The sequence below is a fragment of the Dactylosporangium sucinum genome (assembly GCF_014647515.1).
GTDB lineage: Bacteria > Actinomycetota > Actinomycetes > Mycobacteriales > Micromonosporaceae > Dactylosporangium > Dactylosporangium sucinum.
The window spans coordinates 16,378-41,052 of record NZ_BMPI01000050.1 but is presented as its reverse complement, the minus strand read 5'-3'; the positions used below and the strand labels follow the sequence as shown (position 1 = coordinate 41,052).

The window sequence follows — 24,675 nt, the reverse complement described above, 5'->3', positions numbered from 1 at the left end:
CGTCCAGCCGGGTCTACGATGTGCGCATGATTCACCCGACCACGGCGTACATCGTCGACGCGGTCCGCACACCCGTGGGCAGGCGCGGCGGCGGTCTGGCCGCAGTACACCCGCTCGACCTCGGCGCGCACGTGCTGGAGGCGTTGGTCGCGCGGACCGGCATCGACCCGGGCGCGGTCGAGGACGTCGTCTTCGGCTGTCTCGACCAGATCGGGCCCCAGTCCTCGGACATCGCCCGCAACTGCTGGCTGGCGGCCGGGTTCCCGGAGCACGTGCCCGGCGTGACGATCGACCGTCAATGCGGGTCCTCGCAGCAGGCGGTGCACTTCGCGGCCCAGGGCGTGCTGAGCGGCACCCAAGACCTCGTCGTCGCGGGCGGGGTCCAGAACATGAGCCTGGTGCCGATCACCGCGTCGACCTCCATCGGCCAGCACATCGGGCTGCCCGCCGACCCCTACACCGGATCCGTCCGCTGGGCCGGGCGGTACGGCGGCGAGGAGATCAGCCAGTTCCGCGCCGCGGAGCTGATCGCCGAGCGGTGGGGCATCAGCCGGGAGGCGATGGAGGAGTTCGCCCTGTCGAGCCACCGTCGCGCCGTCGCCGCCCGCGCGGATGGGCGCTTCAAGGCCGAGATCGTGCAGTACGGCGACGTCACCGACGACGAGGGGCCTCGGACCGACACCAGCCTGGAGAGAATGGCGTCGCTCAAGCCGCTGACGCCGGGCGGCCGCATGACCGCGGCGGTGTCGTCGCAGATCTCGGACGGGGCCGGGGCGCTGCTCATCGCCTCCGAGCGGGCGGTGCGGGAGCACGGCCTCACCCCTCGGGCCCGCATCCACCACATGTCGGTGCGCGGCGACGATCCGGTCCTCATGCTGACGGCACCGATCCCGGCCACCAGGCACGCCCTGGAGCGCAGCGGGCTGACGATCGACGACATCGACCTGGTCGAGATCAACGAGGCGTTCGCCCCGGTCGTGCTGGCCTGGAACCGCGAGCTCGGCGCAGATCCGGCGAAGGTCAACGTCAACGGCGGCGCGATCGCGCTCGGGCACCCCCTCGGCGCCTCCGGGGCGCGGCTGATGGCGACGTTGCTCAACGCGCTGGAGCAGACCGGTGGCCGCTACGGCCTGCAGACGATGTGCGAGGGCGGTGGTCAGGCCAATGTCACCATCATCGAACGTCTCTGACGGGCGCCGCCCGGTCGGGCTCGCCCTGCCGAACAACGAGCCCGGCGCGGCGGAGGTCTTCCAATGGCTACCCAAGGCGGCCGAGGACTGGGGCTACGACTCGCTCTGGGTCACCGATCACGTCGTCGGCGTTCGGGCGATGGCGGGCGTGTACGGTTCCTACTGGCTGGAGGCCCTCACCGCGCTGACCTGGGCCGCGGCCCGCACCAGCACGATCAGGCTCGGCACCGGGATCCTGGTCGTCCCGCATCGCGACCCGGTGCTGGCGGCGAAGGTCATCTCCACCATGGACGTGCTCTCGGGCGGGCGGCTGGACATCGGAGTCGGTGTCGGCTGGAGCCGGGTCGAGTTCCGCTCGCTGGGCGTCGAGCGCCTCTACGAGCGTCGCGGCGCGGCGACAAACGAAGCGCTGGAGGCGATGCTCGCCTGCTGGCAGGGCGGCGAGGTGGCGTACGACGGCGAGTTCTACTCGTTCCGTCACATCGACTTCGAGCCGACTCCCGCCCAGCGGCCGCATCCGCCGATCTGGGTGGGCGGAGACTCGGGTCCGGCCCTGCGGCGGGCGGCCCGCTTCGCCGACGTCTGGCACCCTCACGACATCACGCCGGCCCGGCTCGCCGAGGCCGGCGAGGAACTGGACGAGCGGGCCGGCCGGAAGGTGCCCCGTTCGGTCCGGCTCGGGGTTACCGAGTCCCAGGTCGACGGGATCGCGGAACTGGTCGACTCCTACCTTGAGGCCGGCTGCGTCCGGGTCGTGGTCGAGTTCCGGTCGCTGCCGAGCGAGCACGTGGTCAGGCTGGGGGAGCGGGCTGCCCGCCTGCTGTTCGGCTGACCTCGGGCGGTGGCGGGACGCAGTGGCGGCCGAGCCGGCTCGCGCCGAGCGCCAGCAGCGCGACCGCCACGTCCAGCCCGCCCATCACCAGGAACACCAGGACGTAACCCGACTCCGACGGGACGTGGAGGCTGTTCTCGCCCGCGGACAGCACCCCGGCCGCCCAGGCCACCGCCGCCGCGCCGCCCATGACCCGCAGCGTCGCGTGCAGGCCGGTCGCGGCCCCGGTGCGCTCGTGCGGCACCGCCGCGACCAGCACGCGCATCATCGCCGCGAACGCCGACCCGAGGCCCAGACCCTGCAGGCCGAGCGCGACCGCCAGCGAGACGAGGCTGTCGTGCCAGAATGCCAGCAGGCCCAGCGAGAGCCCGCAGGCCGTCGTCGACACCGCGAGGACCACGCGGCTGCCGACGCGGTCTACGAGCCGGTTGGCGAGCGCCCCGCCGACCACGACGCCGACGGTCAACGGCAAGAGCAGCAGGCCCGCGACCGCGGCCGAGACGTCGACACCGTAGCCCGCGCCGGACGGAGTCTGCGCGAGCAGCGGCACGATGCCGAAGCAGACATACATCCCCGCGGCGACGGCCATCCCGGCGACGTCGACGACCCAGACCGTGCGGATGAGCAGGATCCGCAGCTCCAGGAGCGGGTTGCGGACCCGCCACTCCACCCACACCCAGAGGAGGAGCACGACGAGCCCCGCCGCACCGAGAGCCGCGACGGCCGGGCTGAACCAGCCCCTCGTCGGCGCCCAGCTGAGGGCGAGCGTGATCATGCTGAGCCAGGCCGAGAGCAGCAGGGCGCTGGGCACGTGGGCCACGGGGCCCTGACCGGGTGGCACACGATCGACGGCCCGTAGGATCCACACGATGACGACGGCGCCGTAGGCGGCCGAGATCCAGAAGATCCAGCGGTACCCCACCCAGTCGCTGATGTACCCGCCCAGCACCACCCCGATGCCTCCGCCGAGCGCGACGCGGGACGACAGGATCCCCACCGCGCGCGGCAGCGCCGCCAGCGGCATCTGGCGCCGCGCGACGATGAAGCACACCGGGAAGACACCGTTGCCGCCGCTCTGCACCACCCGGCCGACGACGATTGTGGCGAAGTTGGGCGCCACCGCGCAGAGCACGGACCCCACGACGACCAGGGCGACGCACGCGAGGAGGATGAGCCTCGCGTCCAACCGGTCGCCCAGGCTGCCGAACAAGGGCGTGACCACAGCCCCCGCGAGGAGGTTCGCCGCGACCAACCAGGTCACCTGCCCGGGCGGCACCTCGAAGTCCCGCGCGATGGCGGGCAGGGCGGGGTTGAGCACGGCCTGGACGAACGAGTACGCGATGCACGTCGCCACGAGCGCGAGTAGCAGCCCGCGCCTCCCGCGGCGGTCGGCGGCCGCCGTCACCGGCCGAGCGTGGCAAGCAGCGTGGGCACCCAGGCCAGGGAACGTATGACGTCGTTGAGGTGTGTGCAGGCCGGCGTACCTCGCAACTCCTGGCGAACCCGCGCGTCAATCTCACCGAGCGAACTGCGAACGAGTCCCGAGGCCGAGGCGACCGCGCCGAGGCACTCGTTCCACGGCAGCACGCGCGGTGTCACCTCGACGCCGGCCACGACGAGGCCCGCATCGACGCGCGCGGTCAGCATGTACTCGTGGATCACCGTCTCGAGGCCCTCGGCGGGACCGCTCATGGGCCAGTGGCTGTCCCTGAGGAACGAGTCGACCCGCCACCCCTGATCGTCGGCGACGACGTCGACGAGCCGGTGGCGGCGCATCATCGTCGGTGCTGCGGGCGGGAGCGCATGCCAGGCCAGCGGGTCGCCGAGCGGGCCCGGCGCGACGGCGAGCGGTCCCCGGACGATCCTGATCTCGCCGGCCTTGAGCGACTCGGCCATGGTGCCGCCGTCCCGCCATCCCGCACAGACGTTGGCCGACATGCCGAGGGGAAGTCCGGACACGCCCGTGACCGCTTGCTCGGCGAACTGCGAGTGGCCCGCGATGAGGCTCGCCCCGGGGACGTCGTCGAGCAGGTGGAGCAGGAGGGTGCGCTCAGCGGCCGGGCACAGCTGGTCGAGCCGCCGGCGGAAACCGCTCAGTGTCGGCTGACCGATGAGGCCGGCCAGTTCCGGCCGGACCGGATCGGTGCGCAGGCCGCGTAGCTCCCGCGGCGGGCGGAAGTCGACCTCCGCCTGGAAACCGGCGATGTCGAGGACCGTCGTGTCGCCGGACTCGCGGGTCAGCAGGTCGCGTGCGCGCCCGATCAACCGCAGACCGTTCGCGAAGCCGGCCGGGCGCACCATGTCGATGGAGGTCGTGCGGCGGACCGATCCGGGGGGCCGCGATGGTACCGCCGGCAGAGGCTCCGCCGGTCCGTGACCGGGCTGCACGTACTGGTCCGCCACGCTGTTGCCCCGTCTCCCGCGCGCCCTATATCTTGTCGACGAAGTTACCTTAGATAGTGATGAGGAGGCAACGGTGCCCAAGGCTGCACGAGCGTTCTCGCATATCGCGCTTGCCGTCACCGAGGTTGAGAAGTTGGCCCGGTTCTACGTCGACGCACTCGGCTTCGAGCGGGGCGCGCCGTACGCCGCGGCCGGGCGCCGCGTCGCGACCCTGATGGACGCCGAGCCCGACGGCTTCGACGGCGTGTTCCTGCGGCTCGGTGACGTCCTGCTGGAACTGCTGGCCTACAAGACGCAGCCGGAGCCGGGCGAACGGCCCCGCCGTGCGTCCGAGCCGGGCTTCGCCCACATCAGCTTCGTCGTCGAGGACTTCGACGGCACGATCGCGGCGGTGGAGCGGGCCGGCGGTCAGCTCCACCGGCGGCTCGACCACCGGTACGTCGGCCCCGGCGAGTCGGCGATCGCGTTCTGCCTCGACCCCGACGGGAACCGGTTCGAGCTCGTCTGGCACCCCTCGCCCGAGGAGACGGAAGCCCACGCCGGCTTCCTCGGCCTCGCCGACCTCGGCTGGCCGGCCTGCTACCAGGTCGAGGTGGGGCTTCGATGACGCAGCAGCTCCCCGACTTCTCGCTGACCGGCAAGGTCGCGCTGGTCACCGGTGGCGGGCGTGGCCTCGGCCTGTCGATGGCGCAGGGCTTCGCCGCCGCGGGGGCCGAGGTCGTCCTGGCCAGCCGCAAGAAAGAGGCCTGCGCGGCGGCCGCGGCCGAGATCACGAGGACGACCGGGCGGCCCGCCCACGCGTACGGCTTCCACGTTGGCCACTGGGGCGAGGTCGAGCCGTTCGTGGAGCAGGTGTACGCCGACCTCGGCCGCGTCGACGTGCTCGTGAACAACGCCGGCATGTCCCCGGTGTACGACAAGTTGACCGACGTCACCGAGGAGCTCTGGGACAAGGTCTTCGACGTCAACCTCAAAGGTGCGTTCCGGCTGACCGCGCTCGTCGGGGACCGGATGGTCGCGGGCGAGGGCGGCAGCATCATCAGCACCAGCAGCATCGCCGCGATCCGCCCCCAGCCGCATGCCCTCCCCTACGCCGCGGCCAAGGCGGGGCTCAACGCGATCACGGTCGGCTTCGCCCGCGCCCTGGCACCCAGGGTTCGGGTCAACGCGATCATGGCCGGGCCGTTCGCGACCGCGGTTGCCGCGGCCTGGAGCAACGACTTCGCGGGCGGTGTCACGTCGACGGTGCCCCTGCAGCGGATGGGGGCACCGTCGGAGATCGTGGGTGTGGCCCTCTACCTCGCCTCGCCTGCGGGCAGCTTCACCACCGGATCGGTCATCACCGTCGACGGTGGCATCACCGTCCCACCGGACGAGGCAACCGAGTTCGAAGGCAAGTCCTTCTAGGCCATCGGTGTCGGTACCGAAGAGTACGGCGCCCCCAGCGTGTGGCCGATGGCATCGGCCAGGAACTGGGGCGCCGGCTCGGCGGCCCGCAGCGTCGCCAGCTTGTGAATCTCGGTCGGCTCGAGGCCGGCCTGCTCGCACACGGCGAGGTACAGGCCGACGTCCTTGGTCATCATGGTGCGTGCGTGCTCAACGAACTCGGGATCCGGGACGAGGCGGGTGATGAGGTTGTTGAGGCTGAAACTCTGTGCGCTGCCCGACCGCAGCACGTCGACGACCGCGACGGGGTCGAGCCCGAGCTGCATTCCCGTCTGGATCGCGATGATCCCCAGCTGGCCGGTGCTGTGGGTGAGGGCGTTGTTGAGCACCTTCATCCGCTGCCCGCTGCCGACCGGCCCGAGCAGGCGGATCAGCCTCCCGTAGCTGCGCATCACCGGCAGCGCCCGCTCGAACGCCGCCTGTTCGCCGCCCGTCATGATGGTGAGCGTGCCGGCCTCGGCACCGCCACTCGCGCCGCTGACGGGTGCGTCGAGCACCTGGATGCCGCGCTTCGCGGCTTCGGCCGCGACCTGCTGGGACACCTCGGCCGCGTTGGTGCTGTGGATGAGCAGCACCGAACCGGCGGCCATGCCCTCGAGCACGCCGCCCGCGCCGAGCGTCACCTCGAGGACGTCGGCGTCCCCGAAGACGCACAGGCCCACCACGTCGCTCGCCGCGCCGAGCTCGGCCTTGCTCGCGGCGGCGGTGTAGGTGTCGTCCGCGAACCGGGCCAGGGACTGCGGGCGACGGCTCCACAGCGTGGTCGGGAAGCCGGCGGCGATGATGCGGCCGGCGATGGGTCCGCCCATGTCGCCGACCCCGATGAACCCGACGCGCAGTGTCTCGCCCATGGTGCGCACATCCCTCTGGTAGACAACGAAGATAACTTCGTTATATAAGAGGGTCGGTCTCGCCGCAACGGCCGGGCCGGTGCGGGAGGTGTGCTGGTGCGGTTCAGCTACGGCGCGGCGCTGCGCCTGCAGGCACAACGCGACCCCGGGCGCCCGGCGGTCACCGTCGGCGACGTCGTCCACTCGCGCGCGCACCTCGACAGCTGGGTCGACCGGCTGGCAGCGGGACTTCGCGCGCTGGGGGTCGGGCCCGGGGACATCGTGGCGTTCACCGGCCGCAACCACGCCGGTCTGCTCGCCTGCTCCTTCGGGATCTGGCGGGTCGGTGCGACGCCGCTGCCGATCCCGTGGCACCGCTCGGCCGGGGACATGGCGGCGCTGCTGCGGCTCGTGGAGCCCTGTCTCACCGTCGACCTCCCCGGCCCCGTGGTGTGGCCGGGCCGGCGGACGACGCTTGGCGAACTGGCCGCACTGGCCGCCGCCGCGGGCGGCGCGGTCGGGGACGTCGTGCCGCCGCGGCTGCGGGTCGGCACGTCGGGCGGCAGCACCGGCACGCCGAAGGCCATCGTCATCGACGTTCCGGCCGAGCTCGACCCCGACGCGTCGCCGGCGCCCGGCATGACGCCCGGGGGTACCCAGGTGATGCCACTCAACCTCACCGACGGCGCCGGGTTCGTGATGTCCGCCCTCGCGCTCGCGACCGGCTGTCACGTCGTGCTGATGCCGCGGTTCGACGCGCGGGAATGCGTCCGGCTGGTGGAGACGCACCGGGCCGACTGGATGGCGGCGACCCAGCCGGTGCTCCTGGCGATCGAGAAGCTCGGGGCCGAGGTCGGTGACCGGCTCGCCGGACTCACCGTGTGTCATCTGCAGGGCGGTGTCGGTGACTGGCTGAAGCGCGCGTGGATCGACCGGCTCGGACCCGACCGCCTGCAGTGGACCTACGGCGGTACCGACGCGCGCGGCAGCGTGATCGGCGACGGGAACGTCTGGCTCGAGCGTCCGGGGGTCGCCGGCCGGCCGAGCCCCGGCGTTTGCGAGGTGGAGATCCGCGACGCCGCCGGCGCGCGGGTCCCGGCCGGGACCCGCGGGCGCATCTACATCCGCGACCTCACCGGTCGCCGCAACTTCCACTACATCGGCGCCCCCGCGCCGCCCACCATCGGCGGCGCCGAGTGGATCGGCGACCTGGGCTACCTCGACCAGGACGGGTACCTCTACGTCGTCGACCGCGAGGCCGACGTCATCGAGACGGGCGCCGGTCCGGTGTACCCCGGGTTCGTCGAGGCGGAGCTGGAGCGCCATCCGCTGGTGCGCTCCGCCGTCGCCGTCCAGAGCCCGACGGCCGGCGTGCACGCCGTCGTGGACTGCCCCGGTGTGCGGCCGGAGCCGTCCGAGCTGCTGCGCGGCCTCGCGCTGCGCCCGCACGAGCTTCCGCGGGGATTTACGTTTGTCGACGAGCCGCTGCGCGACCTTGCCGGCAAGGCCAACCGGCGCTCCTGGCGGCGCAGGGTGGCCGCGGCCGGCCGGATCGTCGGCGGGTAGCGGGCTTCGGCGCGGTGGTCCCGCTGTCCGGCCCGCCCGGCTCGGGCCGGCAGACGAAGGCGAGTTCGGTAAGCCGGCATCATGACGGGCATCCAGGCTGACATATCGTCATCAGTCGATGAAAACCATCGATGTACGTGCCCAAACGCGGTGTAGCGGGTCGGCGCGGCGGGCCTCTGGATCGCTGTGGGTTGGCCTGTGACTGTTGACACACCTGTCCATCTTAGTTATACATCTCGGAAGGCGTCCGCCCTCCGGTGACACCCCAACCAGCACCGGAGCGCTCAACCCACCTGACTTTGAGGGGTTATCGTGTCGTTTGGAATCAAGACGCAGCAGCGCCGCCGCATCGCGGCTGCGGGTGTCGCGATGAGCAGCCTGCTGGCCATGCTCACCGCGTGTGGCGGTTCGGACGGATCCAACGAGGCCGGCGGTGCGTGCGACGTGCCCGGCGTGACCGACACCTCCGTCGCCCTTGGCGCGATCGCGGACATCAGCGGTGTGTACAGCTTCCAGGGGCCGTTCGCCGACGGCGCCAAGGCGCGGATCGAGGCCGCCAACGCGGCGGGTGGCGTCAACGGCCGCAAGCTGACCCTGGAGGTCGCCGACGACGCGTCCGACGTGGCCAACAACCTCGCCACGGCGCGGTCGCTGGTGGAGGGCAAGGACGTCGTCGGCGTCCTGATGGCCTCGTCGTTCACCGCCGGCAGCGGCGACTACCTCAAGGGCGTCGGCCTGCCGGTGGTGGGCTACGGCATCACCCTGGAGTTCCAGGACCACGCGAAATACCCGAACTTCATCGCGTACGGCAACAACGTGTCCGGTGCGACCAACGCGACCTCGATCTCCAAGGTCTGGGGTGAGTTCCTGAAGTCCAAGGGCGCCACGACGGTGTACTCCGTGGGCTCGGGCACCCCGCAGGGCGCGCGGTCCGCGACCGCGCTGATCGTCAGCTCCGAGGCCGCCGGCCTCAAGAAGGGCGTGCTGACCACGGATCTCCCCACCGGCACGACCAACTTCACCGGTGAGGCCCAGAAGGCCAAGCAGGCGGGCGTCGACGCGCTGGCCCTCCCGCTCGGCGGGCCGGCGTCGGTGGCCGTGCTGAAGGCCATGAAGCAGGCCGACGTCCCGATCAAGGTCTCGATCCTGTTGTCGGGCTACGACCCCGCCATCCTCAAGGAGGCCGGTGACGCGCTGGAGGGCGCGTCGTTCTGGGTGCCCTTCGCGCCGTTCGAGACCAACGCTCAGGGCATCACCACCTACAAGGACGCGTTGGCCAAGTACGCGCCGAAGGCGACGGTCGGCCAGTACACGATGGTCGGCTGGCTGTCGGCCAACCTGCTGATCGCCGGTATCGAGAAGGCCGGGAGCTGCCCGAGCCGCAAGAACGTCCTCAAGGCGATCACCGAGCTCAAGGACTACGACGCCGACGGCATGATCCCCGCGACCGACTTCAGCGACCCGCAGCAGCAGGCCGCGGCTCCGACCTGCCTGTACGTCGTCACCGTGAAGGGTGGCGCCTTCGTCCCGGACAACGAGGGCAAGCCCTTCTGCGTCAGCGACACCAAGCCGCTGCCGATCCGCTAGGTCCGGCTCGGGCAGACCACGACAAGCTCGGTACGTCGACCAGTTGGGATCAGAGATCATGACCGTCCTCTTCATCGCAGGCCTGGTGACCGGCTGCATCACGGCCATCTCGGCGCTGGGGCTGGTGCTCACCTACGTCTCGTCACGGGTGTTCAACTTCGCGCACGGAATGTTCGGACTGCTCTCGGCGTGGTGCTTCTACCAGTTCAACCACGTCTGGAACTGGCCGATCTGGGCCGCGGCGCTGCTGGCCATCGGGGTCATCCCGCCCGTCCTCGGGTTGACCCTGTGGGCGGTGGTGTTCCGCAAGCTGTCGCGGGCGTCGACCGTGGTCAAGCTGGCCGCCACGATCGGGCTCTCGGTCGTCGTGCCGCCGCTCATGGTCGTCCTGTTCGGCACGCCGGTGGTCACCAGCCCCACCGGACTCGCCGGGAACTCCACCCGCCTGATCCGGGTGCTCGGTGTCAACCTCAACATGAACCAGGTGCTCGTGATCGGTCTCGCCGTGGTGATCGCGATCGCGATGACGGTCCTCATCCGTGGCACGGGCTTCGGGCTCGCGGTCCGTGCCACGGTGGACTCTCCGACGGTGTCCGCGTTGCAAGGGACCAACCCCGACTTCGTCCAGGCGACGTCGTGGATGGTGGGCACCACGCTGGCCGCGCTGTCGGGGGTCCTGCTGCTCCCGTTGCTGGCCTTGGAGACGGCTTCCTACCAGCTCGCCTTCGTCACCTGCTTTGCGGCGGCGGTCATCGGCCGGATGCGGAGCCTGACGGTCACGTTCGTGGGAGCGATCGCGATCGGCATCATCCAGGAGCTCAGCGGGAAGTACCTCCCGCAGAACGAGTACCTTACCGGACTGCGCACGTGCGTGCCGTTCTTCGTCATGATGGCGGTGCTGGTCTTCTACAACTTCTGGCGGCGTGACCGGCGGCCGGTCCAGGAACCGCCGATGATCACCGAAGACCTGAAGCAGGACCTGTCGACCAAGCGGACGTTCTCGGGCAGGAACGTCGCGTACGTCCTGTTCGTGGCGGTGCTGCTCCTGCTGCCGTTCCTGATCCAGCCGTTCTGGCTCGGCCTGGTCAGTGTGGGTGTCGCGATGGGAATCATCTTCCTGTCCTTCACCGTGGTCACCGGCATGGGCTCGGGGATCTCCCTCGCACAGATCAGTTTCGCCGCTGTCGGCGCGCTCACGGCTGCCGAGCTGGCCAACTACCACGGCTGGCCCGTGGCGCTCGCCATCCCGGCCGCCGGCGTCGTGGCCGTGCCGTTCGGCCTGCTGATCGCCCTCCCGGCGATGCGGTGGGCCGGCCTTTACCTCGCGCTGGGCACGCTCGCCTTCGCCTTCCTGGTCGAGAACCTGATCTTCGGTATCCCGCGCTACAACAACTTCGGTTCGGGTATCAGCCTGCCCCGGCCATCGCTGTTCGGGTACGACTTCTGGGACGACACCTCGTTCCTGTACCTGACGCTGGCGGTGTTCGCGATCCTGGCCTTCCTGGTGGTCCGGCTGCGGTCCTCGACGCAGGGCATGCTGCTCGGCGCGGTGCGGGGCAGCGAGCGCGCGACCGCGGCGATGGGGTACTCGACCTTCAGGGCCAAGCTCTACCTCTTCGGGTTCAGCTCGTTCATCGCCGGCATCGGTGGTGGCATGTACGCCTCGTACGGCGGCCGCGCGACACCGCCACAGTTCGCGGCGATGCTCGGTGTCGCCCTGATGGCCGTCATCGTCACCTTCGGCACCCGTTCGGTGCTCGCCGCCCTGCTGGCCGGCACGCTGTTCACGGTGATGCCGCAGCTCTTCAGCTACTTCCTGTCGCCGGGCTGGCAGCAGGTTCCGGCCATCCTGTTCGGTCTGGGCGCGGTCGGCCTCGCCAACGAACCCAGGGGCTTCCTGGTGCATGTCACGGGCGGGATCCAGGGTCTCGCCCGGCGGGTGCGCGGCCCGGCGCGAGATCCGGGATCCGATGCCGGCGGGCCGGGCGGTACGCCGGTCGTCGGCCCGCGCGAGCTCGCCGTCAAGAGCGGAGCGTCATCATGACCGCGGCAGTCCTCGAAGCTCGCGGCGTCACGGTTCGCTTCGGCGGCCTCGTCGCGGTGAACAACGTCGACTTCGTGGTGCCCGGCAACGCCATCGTCGGGCTCGTGGGCCCCAACGGTGCGGGCAAGACCACACTGTTCGAGACGATCAGCGGCTTCATCACCCCGAATGCGGGCGACATCGTGCTCGGCGGCGAGCCCGTCACCCGGCTGAGCCCGCAGGCGCGGGCTCGCCGCGGGATCAGCCGGACCTTCCAGCGCATGGAGCTGTTCCCCGAGCTCACGGTGCGTCAGCATGTGCTGCTCAGCCGGAGGGTCACCCACCGGCCGTCCCGCCTGCGGGAGTTCGTGCTGGGCTCCTACGAGGCACCGGCGGAGCGCGAGGCCGTCGACGGGCTGCTGTCGTCCCTCGGCCTCACCGACGTCGCCGACCGGTACGCGGCGACGCTGCCGCTCGGCGTCGGCCGCCTCGTCGAGGTGGCCCGCTCGCTCGCCGCCGACCCCCGGGTGCTGCTGCTGGACGAGCCGTCCTCGGGCCTGGACGAGACCGAGACCGACCGGCTGGCCGAGGTGCTCCTGGACGCCCGCAAGACCCGTGAGCTGGCGCTGGTCCTGGTCGAGCACAACCTGAGCCTCGTGCTCGGGCTGTGCGACGAGGTCCAGGTGCTCGACTTCGGTGAGACGATCGCCCGTGGCACCCCGGCCGAGGTGCGCGACGACCCGCGGGTCCAGGCGGCCTACATCGGCGACGTGGAGGTTGGGGCATGACCACGGCGATAGCAGCCAGGCCCGCGCTGTCGGTGTCGCGGCTGACGGTCAACTACGGTTTGGCCCGCGCGCTCAGCGACGTCAGCTTCGACGTCGCCCAGGGCTCGTGTGTGGCCGTGCTGGGCGCGAACGGTGCGGGCAAGACCACCCTCGCCCGCGCGATCACCGGGCTGGTCCCGCTGCGCGAGGGGAAGGTGCTGCTCGACGGCCAGGACATCACCGGCTGGGCGACCCACCGCATCGCGCGTCTCGGCGTCACGCACGTCCCGGCCGAACGCATGATCCTTCCGGGCCTGTCGGTGCTCGACAACCTACGCGCGGCCATGCGCTGGGCGGTGCCCCGCAACGGCCGAGCGGCCGCGATCGAGCGGGCGTTCGAGCGGTTCCCGGTGCTCGGGTCGCGCGCCAAGCAACTGGCCGGCACACTGTCCGGCGGCGAGCAGCAGATGCTGTCCCTGGCGCGGGCGCTCGCCGTCCCGCCGAAGCTCGTCATCGCCGACGAGCTGTCCCACGGTCTCGCTCCGATGCTCGTGGCGAGCGTGTTCGAGGCGTTGGCACAGATCCGTGCGCAGGGCTCGACGGTGGTCATCATCGAGCAGTTCGTCGGTGCCGCGCTGGAGCTCGCCGACGAGGCCGTCATCCTGCGTCGCGGCGAGCTGGCGTGGTCAGGCCCGGCGTCGGTCGCCGGCGACCAGCTGGCCGCGAACTACCTCGAGTAGATCCACCACGGGAAGAGGACACCCAGCGCATGACGAAGGTTCTGCAGGGCGTTCGCGTCCTCGAAGTGTCGACGTTCGGCTTCGTCCCCTCCGGCGGTGCCGCGCTTGCCGACCTCGGGGCGGACGTCATCAAGGTGGAGCATCCCGCCTACGGCGATCCCATCCGGCACATCCCCTGTTTCGGCATAGCGCCGGGCACGGGCGGGCTCACGCTGCAGTGGGAGGCGTTCAACCGGGGCAAGCGCAGCGTCGCCCTGGACCTCAAGGATCCCGAGGCCCGCGCGGTACTGCTGGAGCTGGCCCGCTCGGCCGACGTCTTTGTCACCAACTACCTCCCGCAGACCCGGCGGAAGCTGCGCATCGACGTCGAAGACATCCGCGCCGCCAACCCGAAGATCATCTATGCTCGCGGTCACGGCCAAGGTGTGAACGGGCCCGAGGCCGAGGCCGGCGGGTTCGACGTGCTGTCGTTCTGGTACCGCACCGGCATCGCCGACGCGGTGTCCGTCCCCGGCCTGCCCGCGCCCCCGCTCCCGGCGCCGGCGTTCGGCGACGTGCTCAGCGGCCTGACCCTGGCCGGAGGGATCGCGGCGGCGCTGTTCCATCGCGAACGAGGCGGTGAGCCGACCGTCGTCGACGTCTCGCTGCTCGGCACAGGGCTGTGGGCGATGCAGATCGGCATCATCGCCGCCGACCAGGTCGACCACGAGACGATGCGCGGTCCGAAACGCCAGATCCCGGGCAACCCGCTCGTCCACCAGTACCTCACCTCGGACCGCCGCCTGGTCGCCCTGTGCTTCCTCGATCCGCAGCGCCACTGGAAGCCGTTCTGCGTCGCCATCGACCGTCCCGAACTCGCGGACGACCCGCGATTCGCCGACACCGAGGCGCGGCGGATGCACGAGGACGAGTGCGTGGCGGTCCTGGCGGAGGAGTTCGCGCGGCGCTCGCTGGCGCAGTGGCGCGAGATCCTCACCCGGCAGGAGGGCCAGTGGGCGGTGTCGCAGACCGAGGCCGAGGTCGTGAGCGACCCGCAGACCGTGGCCAACGGGTATCTGACCACGATCGAGTACCCCGGCGGTCTGCGGCAGCGGGTCGTGCCGGCGCCGATGCAGTTCGACGAGGAGGTGGGCGAGCTCAAGCCGGCGCCCACGCAGGGGCAGCACACCGACGAGGTGCTCGACGAGGCCGGGATCCCGGCGGCGACACGAGCCTCGCTGCGCGAGCGGAAGGCACTGCGCTGAGCGGCCGCATGCGGGCATGGATGGTCGGGTCCGTGGGTGAGCCACGGGACGTCCTGTCCCTCCGGGACACCCCGGTGCCCACACCCGGTCGGGGCCAGGTCCTCGTCGAGGTGCTGGGCGCCGCCCTCGGCTTCCCCGACGCGCTCCTGTGCCGTGGCGCCTACCAGGACCGTCCGGACCTGCCGTTCGTCCCGGGCGCCGAGGTGTGCGGCCGGGTCGTCGACGCGGGCACCGTCACGGACGTCGCCGAGGGTGACCGGGTTGCCGCGGTGCTTCCGGGCGGACTGGGAGGCCTCGCCCAGTACGCCGTGGCCGACGCCCTCCAGGTCTATGCCGTCCCGCCGAACCTCACCGACGCCGAGGTGGCCGGCCTGTCCACGGCCTACCTCACGGCCTGGCTCGGCCTGCACCGCCGCGGCGCGCTGCAGCCGGGCGAGAACCTCGTCGTGTCGGCCGCGGCGGGCGGGGTCGGCAGTGCGGCCGTGCAAATCGGGCGCGCCGCCGGCGCGTGCGTCATCGCGGTGACCCGGGGCGCGACGAAGACCGCGGTCGCACGAGACCTCGGCGCGCACGTCGTCGTGGACAGCCTCACCGAGTCGGTCGCCGAACGGATCCGCGAGGGGACGGGCGGCCGGGGCGCCGACGTCGTGTTCGACCCGGTCGGTGGCGACACCTACCACGAGCTGGCGAAGGCCCTGGCCTTCGGCGGGCGCATCCTGGTCGTTGGCTATGCCGGGGGCGAGATCCAGACGGCCCGGCTCAACCGGCCGCTGCTCGGGAGCTACTCGATCGTGGGCGTCAACGTCGGCCTCCACGTCCGCAACGAGCCGGACCTCGTGCGCGACGCGATGGCGCGGATCGCCGCACTGGGTGCCTCCGGCGTGGTGCGGCCCCTGCTCGGTGCCGTGAGCCCGATGGGTGCGGCGGCCCGGCAGCTCCAGGCCGTCGCCGACGGCAACACTGTGGGCCGGGTCGTGGTCGAGCCGTGGAACGCGGAGGCATGATGGCCGTCGAGACGCTGCTCGACGAACGGCTCCTGGTGGGTGGCTGTGAGATCGCCTGGGGGAGCTGGGGTGACTTCGGACCCCCGGTCACGCTGATCCACGGAGCGGGGGCCCACTCCGGCTGGTGGCTCGGCGTCGTCCCCGAACTGGCCCGGACGCACCGGGTCGCCGCGCTCGACCTGAGCGGCCACGGGGACAGCGGCTGGCGGGACCGCTACCGCGCCGAGCAGTGGGCGGCGGAGGCCGTGGAGGTGGCGTCCCGGCACGGCGCTCCGCACGTGCTCGTCGGCCACAGCGCGGGGGCGCGGATCGCGCTCGTCGCCGCGGCCCTGTATCCCGACTCGATCCACAAGGTGCTCCTGGTCGATCCGCCGGTCCCGCCGACGCCGAGGTCCGCCGACCGAGCCTCCGGCCGCCGGCGCTGGTATCCGAGCCGGCAAGCCGCACTGGAGTCGTTCGGCCTCCTGCCGCCGCAGCCGGTCGCCGACCCCGGCCTGGTGCACCGGGCCGCGCTGCACTCGCTCCGCGAGGAGGAGCACGGCTGGACCTGGAAGTTCGACCCGCGGACGTTCGGCCATGTCGCGGACGCGGTGGTGGTGCCGTACCTGCCCGAGGTGCGCTGCGACGTCGTGCTCATCCGCGGTGAGCACACCTCGGTGACCACCCCGGAGAAGGCCGGCGCGCTGCGGGCGTTGCTCGGCCGGACCTTCCCCGAGATCGTGATCCCGGGGGCACATCATCACGTGCCGCTGGACGAGCCGCAGCGGCTGGCCGCAGCGATCGCGGCGCTGGTATAGGCGCCGGTATAGGAGCTGACATGGGAATGCTTGATGGAAGGGTGGCCATCGTCACCGGCGCGACCCGCAGCATGGGTGCGGCGATCGCGCGGCGGCTGGCGGCCGAGGGCGCCCGCGTGGCGGGCCTGGGCCGCAGCCCCGCCGAAGGGGAGGCCATCGCGGCGTCGATCCGGCAGGCAGGCGGCGACGCGGCCTTCGTGCCGGCCGACATCGGCTCGGAGGAGTCCGTCGCGGCCGCCGTGCACCGGACGGTAACGACCTTCGGCCGGCTCGACATCATCGTCAACAACGCGGCGGCGACCGAGATCCTGCGGGTCGAGGGCGGTGTCCGCGCCGCCGAGGAGACCACCGAGCGCTTCGACCGCATGATGAAGGTGGGCGTCTACGGGCCGTTCTGGCTGGCGAAGTACGGCATTCCCCACATCATCGCCAGCGGTGACGGCGGCTCGATCGTCAACATCGGGTCGATGAGCGCGCACCGGGTCGAGGGCGCGATGCTCGGCTACTCGACCTCGAAGGCCGCGATCGAAGGGTTCACCCGCCAGCTCGCGCACGACTATGCGGCCGACGGCATCCGGGTGAACAACATCGTGCTCGGCTCCATCGCGAGCGACGAGACGGCCTATCTCCACAACGACCCGGTCAACGGCTCCGCGCGGGCCCGCAACCGGATGATCAAGAAGCCGGGTACTCCCGAGGACCTGGCGAACCTGGTCCTGTTTCTCGCCTCGGACCAGAGCGCCTACATGACGGCCGCGATGGTGCCGCTCGACGGCGGTGCCATGGCCACGTACCCGGCGCCGCGGATCGCGTCCACGCCGGTGCCGACGGACTGACAAGGAGACTGCTGTGACGGTGTCGTACGGTGCGGGTCCGCTGCGCCCGCTCTTCGAGCCCATCGAGCTTCCGGGCGGCCTCGTGCTGCCCAACCGGGTGGCGATGCTCGCCATGACCCGCGTGCGCGCGGAGGTCGACGGCACCCCGAACGCGTTGATGGCCGAGTACTACGCGCAACGCGCCGGCGCCGGTCTCATCATCACGGAGTCCACCCCGGTCAGCGAGGCCGGACGCGGCTTCCTCACGGCGCCCGGCATGTACACGACCGAGCACGCGCTGGGCTGGAAGCGCGTCGTCAACGCGGTGCACGCGCAGGGCGGCCGGATCGTCCTGCAGATCAATCACGTCGGGCGGGCCAACAACCTGCTGCACCGGCCGCTGCCGATGCAACCCGTTGCGCCCTCCGCGGTCCGCATCCCGCGCACCAGCCGCAAGATAACGATCAATATTCCGCGCGTGACTCCCTACGATCGCCCGCGGGCGCTCGAGACGGAGGAGATCCCGCTCGTCGTCGACGAGTTCGCGCGCGCGGCCAAGCTGGCGGTGTTCGCGGGCTTCGACGGCGTCCAGGTGCACGCCGACTCCGGGTACCTCATCCACCAGTTCATGTCGACCAATGTGAACCTGCGGACCGATCGGTACGGCGGGTCGCCGGAGAAGCGGGCGCGGTTCGCGCTCGAGGTGCTCGACGCGGTGATAGCGGTCAACGGCCCGGAATTCGTCTCCATCAAGCTGACACCCGGGTTCGACGTGCACGAGATCGAGGAGACCGACGTCGACGAGAAGTACGGCTACCTCATCGACGAGCTGAACAAGCGCAAGGGGCTCTCCTTCGTGCAGTTCTACTTCAACGACCTCGACACCTCGCCGGTGTTCTCGAAGCTCGCGGCGCAGTACGAGGGCGTCGCGCTCGCCGAAGGCAGCCTCACACCGGAGCGGTACGCTCAGATGATCGCGGACGGTGACATGCAGATGACCGGCTTCGGTCGCCCGTTCATCGCCAATCCGGACTACCTGGAGCGCCTCGCCAACGACTGGCCGTTGTCGCGCGCGGATCCCGACCTGATCTACTACCCGAGCGCCGAGGGCTACACGGACTACCCTCGCTACGACCCCGCCGCCCCGGAGGCGACCGTGGTCGGGGTCGACCGGCCGGTCAGCACCAACACGCTGCTCAAGGCCGAGGCGCAGGCCGGCTAGCCTCGTGCGTCCGGTCGACCAGCTCCAGGTTCAGGCCCCAGGGGGAGCGCAGGTCGCCGAAGCGGATCCCGGCGCCGAGCGCTCCCTCCGGGACTTGCTTGACCTCGCCGAGCAGCTCCACGCCCGGGACGGCCGAGAGGTGGGCGACGGCGGCATCGATGTCGGACACCCGTAGGCCGAGGTGGTGTGCGTCGACGTCCGCGATCGACGGCATGGTGGTTCGCCGCTGCGCGCTCGTCCACTCGAAAAGCTCGAGGTTGAGCTCCGGCGGCACGCGCACCATCGCGATCTGGTAGGCGCCGTCCGCCGGGGCCTCGAGGCTTTCCACCATGTAGCGCGGGTCGCTGGGCGCGCACCACGCCACTGCAGGTGCGCGCCCAGTGCCTCCTAAAAGAAGGCGATGGCCTGGCCGAGATCGGGCACGACGATCCCGACGTGGTCGACCCGCGCGAACGACGGGATCGGCATCAGGCTTCGCTCACCTGCTTGCGGCCGATGATGTGCCGCATCACCTCGCTCGATCCGGCGAGAATCCGCTGCACCCTCGTGTCGCGCCACAGCCGGGCGATCTCGTACTCGTTCATGTAGCCGGCGCCGCCGAAGAGCTGGAGGCAGGCGTCGACGGCCTCCCACTGCCGCTCGGTGACGAACATCTTCGCGATCGCCGCGTCGTCGGCGGTCAGGCGCCCCTCGACGTGCTCGGCGATCGCCCGGTCCGTGTAGACCCGGCACACCTCGGCCGCGGCCTTGACCTCGGCGAGCCGGAACTGGGTGTTCTGCAGCTCGCTCAACGGATTGCCGTAGACCCGCCGGTTCCGCACGAAGTCGGTGGTGAGGGCGAGCGCCCGCTCCATGATGACGGTGGAGGTCACGGCGCAGGCGAGGCGCTCCTGGGTGAGGCCGGCCATGAGATGGTAGAAGCCGCGGTTGAGCTCGCCGACCAGGTTGCGCTTGGGCACGGCGACCTGCTCGAAGAAGAGCTCGGCGGTGTCCTGGGCCTTCAGGCCGATCTTGTCGAGGTTGCGGCCGCGGCTGAAGCCCGGCATGCCGCGCTCGACGGCCAGGAGGCTGATGCCCCGGTGGCCGGCGCCGGGGTCGGTCCTCGCGGCGACGATCACCAGGTCGGACAGGATCCCGTTGGTGATGTATGTCTTCGCGCCGCTGAGCAGCCAGTGGTCGCCGGCGTCGACGGCGGTGGTGCGGATGTTCTTGAGATCGGACCCGGCGTCGGGCTCGGTCATGGCGATGGCGGTGACAATGTCGCCGGAGACGTAGCCGGGGAGCCAGCGCCGCTGCTGCTCGCCGGTGGTGAGGTCGATCAGGTAGGGCGGCATCACGTCGTTGTGCAGCGCGAACCCGAACCCGGTCGACCCCGACCTGACGTACTCCTCGGTCATCACGACGTTGTAGCGGAAATCGCGGATGCCGAGCCCGCCGTACTCCGTCGGCGCCTCCCATCCCAGCAGCCCGACCGCGCCGGCCTTGCGCCAGAGCTCCCGGTCGACCTGGCCCGCGTGCTCCCATTCCTCGGCGTGCGGCGCGCATTCCTTGTCGAAGAAGGAACGGGCGAGCACGCGGAACGCGTCGTGCTCGGCGGTGAAGATGGTGCGTTCCACGGTCACCTCAGCGCTTCTCGAACTGCAGGCCGGACTGTTCGCGGTCCCAGGTGCCGGCTGTGGCGCCCTCGTCGCGCAGGACGTACTTCAGCACCCGGCCGACGGGATTCTTCGGCAGTTCCGTGCGGAACTCGATGTACCGCGGGATCGCGAAGTAGGGCAGCCGGTCGACCGACCACGCGCACAGCTCCTCGGGGGTGAGCGTGGAGCCCTCGATGAGGACCGCGGTGACCTTGACATCGTCCTCGCCGACGTCGGAGAGCACCGAGTGGACGGCCACGTCGATCACGTCGGGGTGCAGGTGGAAGGCGGTCTCCATCTCGAAGGAGGAGATGTTCTCGCCGCGGCGGCGCAGGTAGTCCTTCTTGCGGTCGACGAAGTAGAAGTACCCGTCCTCGTCGAACTTGCCGAGGTCGCCGGTGTGGAACCACATGTTCCTCATCTGGCCCTGGGTCGCCTCGGGGCGGTTCCAGTACCCCTCGAACATCACGTGTGGTTTCAGGGGCCGGCACACGATCTCGCCCACCTCGCCCGGCGGCAGCTCGTTGTCCTCGTCGTCGAAGATCCGCACGTCGAAGGCGTCGTTGCGCTTCCCGGAGCTACCGGGCTTGGCGAACTCGCCCCGAGGAAGGCTGGTGAGCATCGTGCACTCACTGAGCCCGAAGACGTTGGCGCCCGTCCATCCCACGCCGAAGCGGCGCTTCCACTGCTCCTCGAGCTCCGGCGGGAACGGCGCGCCTTGCACGATCTCCAGCTGCCCGAAACAGCGCTCGGCGACCTCGTTGTCGGGCGCGTTCGCGATGAGGCTCAGGATCGTGCCGAGCAGGGTCGTCATGGTCGCGCCGGTGCGTTCGATCTCCGGCCAGAAGCCCGACAGCGAGAACCTCGGGGCGATGGAGGCGGTGCTCTGCATGACCATGGTCGCCAGCACCGTGCAGTTCCAGGCGTTGAGGTGGAACAGCGGCAGCGGCGTCCAGGTGTGGTTGTCCTTGCGGCGGCCGGTCATCTCGAGGTACTGCCTCGTGGTGTTGACCAGGTAGTTGTGGCTGATCGTGCAGCCCTTGGACGGGCCGGTCGTGCCGGCGGTGTAGATGAAGCAGCACAGGTCGGAGGGCCTGGCGACCGGAGCGGGCAGCTTGTCGTCCGCGCCCTCGCGCAGCTCGCTGAGCGAGTACAGGCCGACGCCGTCGTGGTTGCCGAGCGGGCGGTGCGCCTCGCCGGCGGCCGCTGTCTCGCGGCGGACGATCGCCCGCAGGTCGGGCAGGCCATCGGCGACGGTGAAGACGCGCTCGGCGTAGTCCGGCTCGGCGATGACGATCTGCGCTCCCGCGTCGGCGATCTGGTGGCGCAGGAACTCGCCGCGGTAGGCGGTGTTGACCGGAACGAGGATCGCGCCCAGGCGGTTGACCGCGAACATGGCGGACACGATGTCGATGTTGTTGTCCATGACCGCGATGACCCGGTCGCCCTTGCCGACGCCGAGCGCGGCCAGGGCATGGACGGTGCGAGCGGTCAGCGCGGCCAGCTGGCCGTAGGTCGTGTGCTCGCCACTGAAGTCGAGGAAGACCTGGTCGGGCACGGCTTCGAGGGCGCGGTCGAACACCGCGTCAACGGACACGAGTTCGCTGGTCGTCCACCGGGTCACAGTTCGTCCTTCCTGGGGGTGTGTGCTGGTGCGGGGTGCTGGTTCAGCTCGGCTGCGAGGTGAGCAGGGCGCAGCCGGCGACCGGCCCGCCACCGTTGGCCACCATCGCCACCTTGGCGTTGTCGACCTGCCGGGCGCCGGCGGTGCCCCGCAGTTGGACCACCGCCTCGTGGAAGTGGCCGAAGCCGTGCAGCCTTCCGGCTGAGAGCTGGCCGCCGAAGGTGTTGAGCGGCAGCACGCCGCCGAGGGAGATCCGGTGCCCGCCCTCGAGGAACGGCCCGGACTCGCCCTTGGCGCAGAAGCCGAGCGCCTCCAGCCAGATGGCGGTGAGGATGCTGAAGCCGTCGTAGAGCTCTGCGACGTCGACGTCCGCCGGCTTCAGTGCGGTGCGCTCCCACAGGTGGTCCGCGGCGCCCTGCGCGGCCATGCTCGTGAGGTCGGCGTACTGGTCCCAGGAGAGCCGGCCGCGCGATGCCGAGCCGAACGCGTCGACGTACACCGGCCTGCCCGGCATGTCCTTGGCGTAGTCGACGTGGGAGACGACGATCGCGGTCGACGCGTCGATGGGGAGATCGCAGTCGAAGAGGCAGAGCGGACTCGAGATCATCCGGGCGTTCAGGTAGTCGTCCAGCGACATCGGACTCCTGAGCACGGCGAGCGGGTTGAGCGCGGCGTGACGCCGCTGGGTGACCGCGATCTGGCCGAGCTGCTCGCGTGTCGTGCCGTACTCGTGGAAATGGCGGGTGGCGTACAGCGCGATCCAGTTGGCCGGGGACAGGCCGCCGCCGACCATCGACCACCGGCCCATGCCGCTGGCGACCGTCAGGGAGTTGACGAGGTCGCTGCGCGAACCCGCACCCTGTGCCGAGGACTCCGTGACGGTCCGGTAGCACAGCACGTGGCGGGCCAGCCCGGCCGAGACCGCCAGCGCCGCCGCGGCGATCGCACCGAGCTGACCGGGCAGCTCGGCCGAGCCCTGGTACCAGTTGAGGTCGAAGCGCATGACCTCCTGGACGTCGTAGGGCGACGGGCCGCCGTAGCCCATGGTGGGCACCGCGAACCCGCCCGGGTAGGTGGACATGCCGTCGATGTCGGAGCGGTCCAGCCCGGCGTCTGCGATGGCCCGCAGGCTCGCCTCGACGGTGAGGTCGATGTCGGAGCGGCCCAGCCGGCGTCCCACCTGGGACTGCCCGATGCCCGAGATCACCACGTCGCGCTCGTAGGGTGTGCGGGTCATCGGGCGGTTCCTCCGTCCTCTCGGCGCACGAACACGGGGTAGTAGACGTCGTTGCGGTGGACGAAGCGGACCTCGACCGGGAGCCCGACGCGTGCCTCATGCGGTGCGACGCCGACGAGAACCGTCGAGATGCGCACGTCCTGCTGCTCCTCGAGCCCGACGATGGCGATGACGAACGGCTCCTGTCCGGGGATCCACTGCTGGTAGTTGACCGTATACGTGAGGACGGTGCCGCGGCCCGAGACCGGCACGGCCGTCACGCCGTGGCTCAGGCAGGCGGGGCAGTGCGCGACCGGCGGGTGCGTGTAGGTGCCGCAGGCGGGGCAGCGTGAGATGAGGAGCCGCCCGTCGGCGCCGCCGGTCCAGTACGGCGTCGTGAGCGGGTCGAGTTCCGGCGCCAGCCGCTGGAGGAGCGGGTCGTCGACGAGGTAGTCGGCAGCCATTGGGTCGGCAACGTCCTTCCGTGTCGATGATGATCTCGTGATAGTGAGGGTAGTTAGCGATGAAGGTTGTGTCGAGACCCTCCCTCATCGTCGCGCGACCGGACCGGCCGGCGTGCGAAGACGGTCGTGGGCCGAGGTGCACCTCGCCGTCTCGTCGCTCGAGAGCTGGCACGCCGCCGGCGGGCGGATAGCTCGGTGTTGCCCGGTGGCTCAGCTCAGCCGGCGGGCCATCGCGCCGGCCTCGGCGGCGAGGTTCACCGAGATGTCCGCGAAGGAGCCGGCCCGCTCGTGGCGTGCATCGGTCCGGCTGCGGGCCACGCCGCCCTCCAGGATCACAGCCATCTTGAAGCGGGCCAGGACGAGGTAGTAGTCGATGCCGGCGGTCGACCTGCCGCTGTGCTGCTCGTAGTGCGCGACGAGCTCGGCGTCCGGCGGCATCCCGGTCAGGTCGAACTTCGACTCGTTCCAGTCCCGCGACATCAGCACCCAGGCGAGGTCGAGCAGGGGGTCGCCGATCGTCGACAGCTCCCAGTCGACGATCGCGGCGAGGCGGGCCGGCGCGCCGTGGGCGTACATCACGTTGTGGAACTGGTAATCGCCGTGCATGATCCCGGGCGACCACGACGCGGGCTGGTTGCCCCTGAGCCAGGCCGCCGCGTCCTGCAGGCCGGGCAGCGGGCGGAATGCGATCTCGTTGAACTGCCGCAGCCACCGGTCGACCTGGCGCTCGTGGAAGCCGTCCGGGCGGCCCAGACCGCTCAGCCCGCGGGCCTCCCAGTCGACCCGGGACAGCTTGGCCGCGCCCTCGACGAGTTCGAGGGCAAGGGCGCGTCGCAACGCGGCGTCGGCGTCGAAGGGCGCGGGCCACAGGTCCGACGCGGCCGGGGACCAGCCGTCGACGTAGTCCATGACGTAGAACGTCCCGCCGAGTACCGCCGGATCCGCGCCGAGCGCCCAGGCGCGGGCGTGGGGCACCGCGGTGCCCTCGAGCGCGGTCAGGACGGCGTACTCGCGGACCATCGTCCTTCCCGCCCGCTCCGACATTCCGCCCGGTGCCATCCGCAGCACGAGGTCCTGCCCGCCTCGGCGCAGGCGGTATACGAGGTTCGTCATGCCCCCGGACAGCGGCTCCACCGTGAGGCCCTCGTCCTTGCCGGGGATGCCGTTGTCGTCCAGCCAGGACGTGAGGGCCGTCGCGTCGAGGGCCGGAGCTGCGATCGCCATAGGGGCGCCTCCAGGTCGTCGGTGCCGCAAAGGTTAGCCCCCGG

23 protein-coding genes are annotated in these 24,675 nt (G+C 70.9%); 14 read left to right on the top strand and 9 right to left on the bottom strand.

From position 1 onward, the window contains the following. The first annotated feature begins 26 nt into the window (after nucleotides 1-26). Nucleotides 27-1,190, top strand: coding sequence for an acetyl-CoA C-acetyltransferase (locus tag IEZ31_RS38525; protein ID WP_190255043.1), 1,164 nt, complete (start codon nucleotides 27-29; stop codon nucleotides 1,188-1,190). Beyond that, nucleotides 1,165-2,022 (top strand): TIGR03619 family F420-dependent LLM class oxidoreductase, encoded by an 858-nt coding sequence (locus tag IEZ31_RS38520; protein WP_190255042.1) that lies wholly within the window; start codon nucleotides 1,165-1,167, stop codon nucleotides 2,020-2,022. The genes IEZ31_RS38525 and IEZ31_RS38520 overlap by 26 nt, the downstream gene beginning before the upstream one ends. Here IEZ31_RS38520 and IEZ31_RS38515 read toward each other — a convergent pair. Beyond that, entirely contained in the window at nucleotides 1,982-3,427 is a 1,446-nt protein-coding gene (locus tag IEZ31_RS38515; protein ID WP_190255041.1) for an MFS transporter, read from the bottom strand. The two genes, IEZ31_RS38520 and IEZ31_RS38515, sit on opposite strands and share 41 nt — an antisense overlap. Further along, a complete protein-coding gene (locus IEZ31_RS38510; RefSeq protein WP_190255040.1) occupies nucleotides 3,424-4,287 on the bottom strand; it encodes a DUF2889 domain-containing protein in 864 nt (287 codons plus the stop codon). The genes IEZ31_RS38515 and IEZ31_RS38510 overlap by 4 nt, the downstream gene beginning before the upstream one ends. Nucleotides 4,288-4,498: 211 nt before the next feature. Here IEZ31_RS38510 and IEZ31_RS38505 point away from each other — a divergent pair, with 211 nt between their 5' ends. Both IEZ31_RS38505 and IEZ31_RS38500 read left to right on the top strand, forming a co-directional pair. After that, nucleotides 4,499-5,032, top strand: coding sequence for a VOC family protein (locus tag IEZ31_RS38505; protein ID WP_190255039.1), 534 nt, complete (start codon nucleotides 4,499-4,501; stop codon nucleotides 5,030-5,032). After that, a complete protein-coding gene (locus IEZ31_RS38500; protein ID WP_190255038.1) occupies nucleotides 5,029-5,832 on the top strand; it encodes an SDR family NAD(P)-dependent oxidoreductase in 804 nt (267 codons plus the stop codon). Before IEZ31_RS38505 ends, IEZ31_RS38500 begins: the two co-directional genes overlap by 4 nt. Here the strand turns inward: IEZ31_RS38500 and IEZ31_RS38495 are convergent. Continuing rightward, nucleotides 5,829-6,905: an NAD(P)-dependent oxidoreductase gene (locus tag IEZ31_RS38495; protein ID WP_190255037.1), complete on the bottom strand. Its 1,077-nt coding sequence runs from the start codon at nucleotides 6,903-6,905 to the stop codon at nucleotides 5,829-5,831. The genes IEZ31_RS38500 and IEZ31_RS38495 overlap by 4 nt on opposite strands. Here IEZ31_RS38495 and IEZ31_RS38490 point away from each other — a divergent pair. The 10 genes from IEZ31_RS38490 to IEZ31_RS38445 all read left to right on the top strand — a co-directional run bounded on the left by IEZ31_RS38490 (nucleotide 6,819) and on the right by IEZ31_RS38445 (nucleotide 18,466). Further along, nucleotides 6,819-8,267: a class I adenylate-forming enzyme family protein gene (locus tag IEZ31_RS38490; RefSeq protein ID WP_190255036.1), complete on the top strand. Its 1,449-nt coding sequence runs from the start codon at nucleotides 6,819-6,821 to the stop codon at nucleotides 8,265-8,267. The genes IEZ31_RS38495 and IEZ31_RS38490 overlap by 87 nt on opposite strands. A 312-nt stretch (nucleotides 8,268-8,579) precedes the next feature. Beyond that, a complete protein-coding gene (locus tag IEZ31_RS38485; RefSeq protein WP_190255035.1) occupies nucleotides 8,580-9,854 on the top strand; it encodes an ABC transporter substrate-binding protein in 1,275 nt (424 codons plus the stop codon). 58 nt (nucleotides 9,855-9,912) lie between these two features. Beyond that, the gene (locus IEZ31_RS38480) at nucleotides 9,913-11,898 is read left to right on the top strand and encodes an ABC transporter permease (RefSeq protein WP_190255034.1); all 1,986 of its coding nucleotides are present in this window, start codon (nucleotides 9,913-9,915) and stop codon (nucleotides 11,896-11,898) included. After that, nucleotides 11,895-12,665: an ABC transporter ATP-binding protein gene (locus tag IEZ31_RS38475; RefSeq protein WP_190255033.1), complete on the top strand. Its 771-nt coding sequence runs from the start codon at nucleotides 11,895-11,897 to the stop codon at nucleotides 12,663-12,665. The genes IEZ31_RS38480 and IEZ31_RS38475 overlap by 4 nt, the downstream gene beginning before the upstream one ends. Then, nucleotides 12,662-13,384, top strand: coding sequence for an ABC transporter ATP-binding protein (locus tag IEZ31_RS38470; protein WP_190255032.1), 723 nt, complete (start codon nucleotides 12,662-12,664; stop codon nucleotides 13,382-13,384). Before IEZ31_RS38475 ends, IEZ31_RS38470 begins: the two co-directional genes overlap by 4 nt. Before the next feature lie 29 nt (nucleotides 13,385-13,413). Then, nucleotides 13,414-14,628, top strand: coding sequence for a CaiB/BaiF CoA transferase family protein (locus IEZ31_RS38465; protein ID WP_190255031.1), 1,215 nt, complete (start codon nucleotides 13,414-13,416; stop codon nucleotides 14,626-14,628). 32 nt (nucleotides 14,629-14,660) lie between these two features. Continuing rightward, on the top strand, nucleotides 14,661-15,632 hold the full coding sequence (locus tag IEZ31_RS38460; RefSeq protein WP_229836288.1) for an NADPH:quinone oxidoreductase family protein: 972 nt from the start codon (nucleotides 14,661-14,663) through the stop codon (nucleotides 15,630-15,632). Beyond that, on the top strand, nucleotides 15,614-16,429 hold the full coding sequence (locus tag IEZ31_RS38455) for an alpha/beta fold hydrolase (protein ID WP_190255029.1): 816 nt from the start codon (nucleotides 15,614-15,616) through the stop codon (nucleotides 16,427-16,429). Before IEZ31_RS38460 ends, IEZ31_RS38455 begins: the two co-directional genes overlap by 19 nt. A gap of 20 nt (nucleotides 16,430-16,449) precedes the next feature. Next, on the top strand, nucleotides 16,450-17,265 hold the full coding sequence (locus IEZ31_RS38450) for an SDR family NAD(P)-dependent oxidoreductase (protein ID WP_190255028.1): 816 nt from the start codon (nucleotides 16,450-16,452) through the stop codon (nucleotides 17,263-17,265). A 13-nt stretch (nucleotides 17,266-17,278) separates the two neighbouring features. Further along, on the top strand, nucleotides 17,279-18,466 hold the full coding sequence (locus IEZ31_RS38445) for an alkene reductase (protein WP_190255027.1): 1,188 nt from the start codon (nucleotides 17,279-17,281) through the stop codon (nucleotides 18,464-18,466). On the opposite strand, the gene IEZ31_RS38440 is transcribed toward IEZ31_RS38445, so the two are convergent. From IEZ31_RS38440 to IEZ31_RS38420, 6 genes are all read right to left on the bottom strand, one after another. Beyond that, nucleotides 18,441-18,797 carry a VOC family protein gene (locus IEZ31_RS38440; protein ID WP_190255026.1) on the bottom strand — a complete coding sequence of 119 codons (357 nt, stop codon included), beginning with the start codon at nucleotides 18,795-18,797 and terminating at the stop codon, nucleotides 18,441-18,443. The two genes, IEZ31_RS38445 and IEZ31_RS38440, sit on opposite strands and share 26 nt — an antisense overlap. A gap of 136 nt (nucleotides 18,798-18,933) precedes the next feature. Next, entirely contained in the window at nucleotides 18,934-20,088 is a 1,155-nt protein-coding gene (locus IEZ31_RS38435) for an acyl-CoA dehydrogenase family protein (protein WP_229836287.1), read from the bottom strand. 1 nt (nucleotide 20,089) lies between these two features. Continuing rightward, nucleotides 20,090-21,727 carry an AMP-binding protein gene (locus IEZ31_RS38430; RefSeq protein ID WP_190255025.1) on the bottom strand — a complete coding sequence of 546 codons (1,638 nt, stop codon included), beginning with the start codon at nucleotides 21,725-21,727 and terminating at the stop codon, nucleotides 20,090-20,092. Between the two features lie 43 nt (nucleotides 21,728-21,770). After that, nucleotides 21,771-22,964 (bottom strand): thiolase family protein, encoded by a 1,194-nt coding sequence (locus IEZ31_RS38425; protein WP_229836286.1) that lies wholly within the window; start codon nucleotides 22,962-22,964, stop codon nucleotides 21,771-21,773. After that, on the bottom strand, nucleotides 22,961-23,407 hold the full coding sequence (locus IEZ31_RS57165) for a Zn-ribbon domain-containing OB-fold protein (RefSeq protein ID WP_229836285.1): 447 nt from the start codon (nucleotides 23,405-23,407) through the stop codon (nucleotides 22,961-22,963). Before IEZ31_RS57165 ends, IEZ31_RS38425 begins: the two co-directional genes overlap by 4 nt. A 210-nt stretch (nucleotides 23,408-23,617) precedes the next feature. After that, on the bottom strand, nucleotides 23,618-24,631 hold the full coding sequence (locus tag IEZ31_RS38420; RefSeq protein WP_190255024.1) for a phosphotransferase family protein: 1,014 nt from the start codon (nucleotides 24,629-24,631) through the stop codon (nucleotides 23,618-23,620). Between the last annotated feature and the right edge of the window lie 44 nt (nucleotides 24,632-24,675).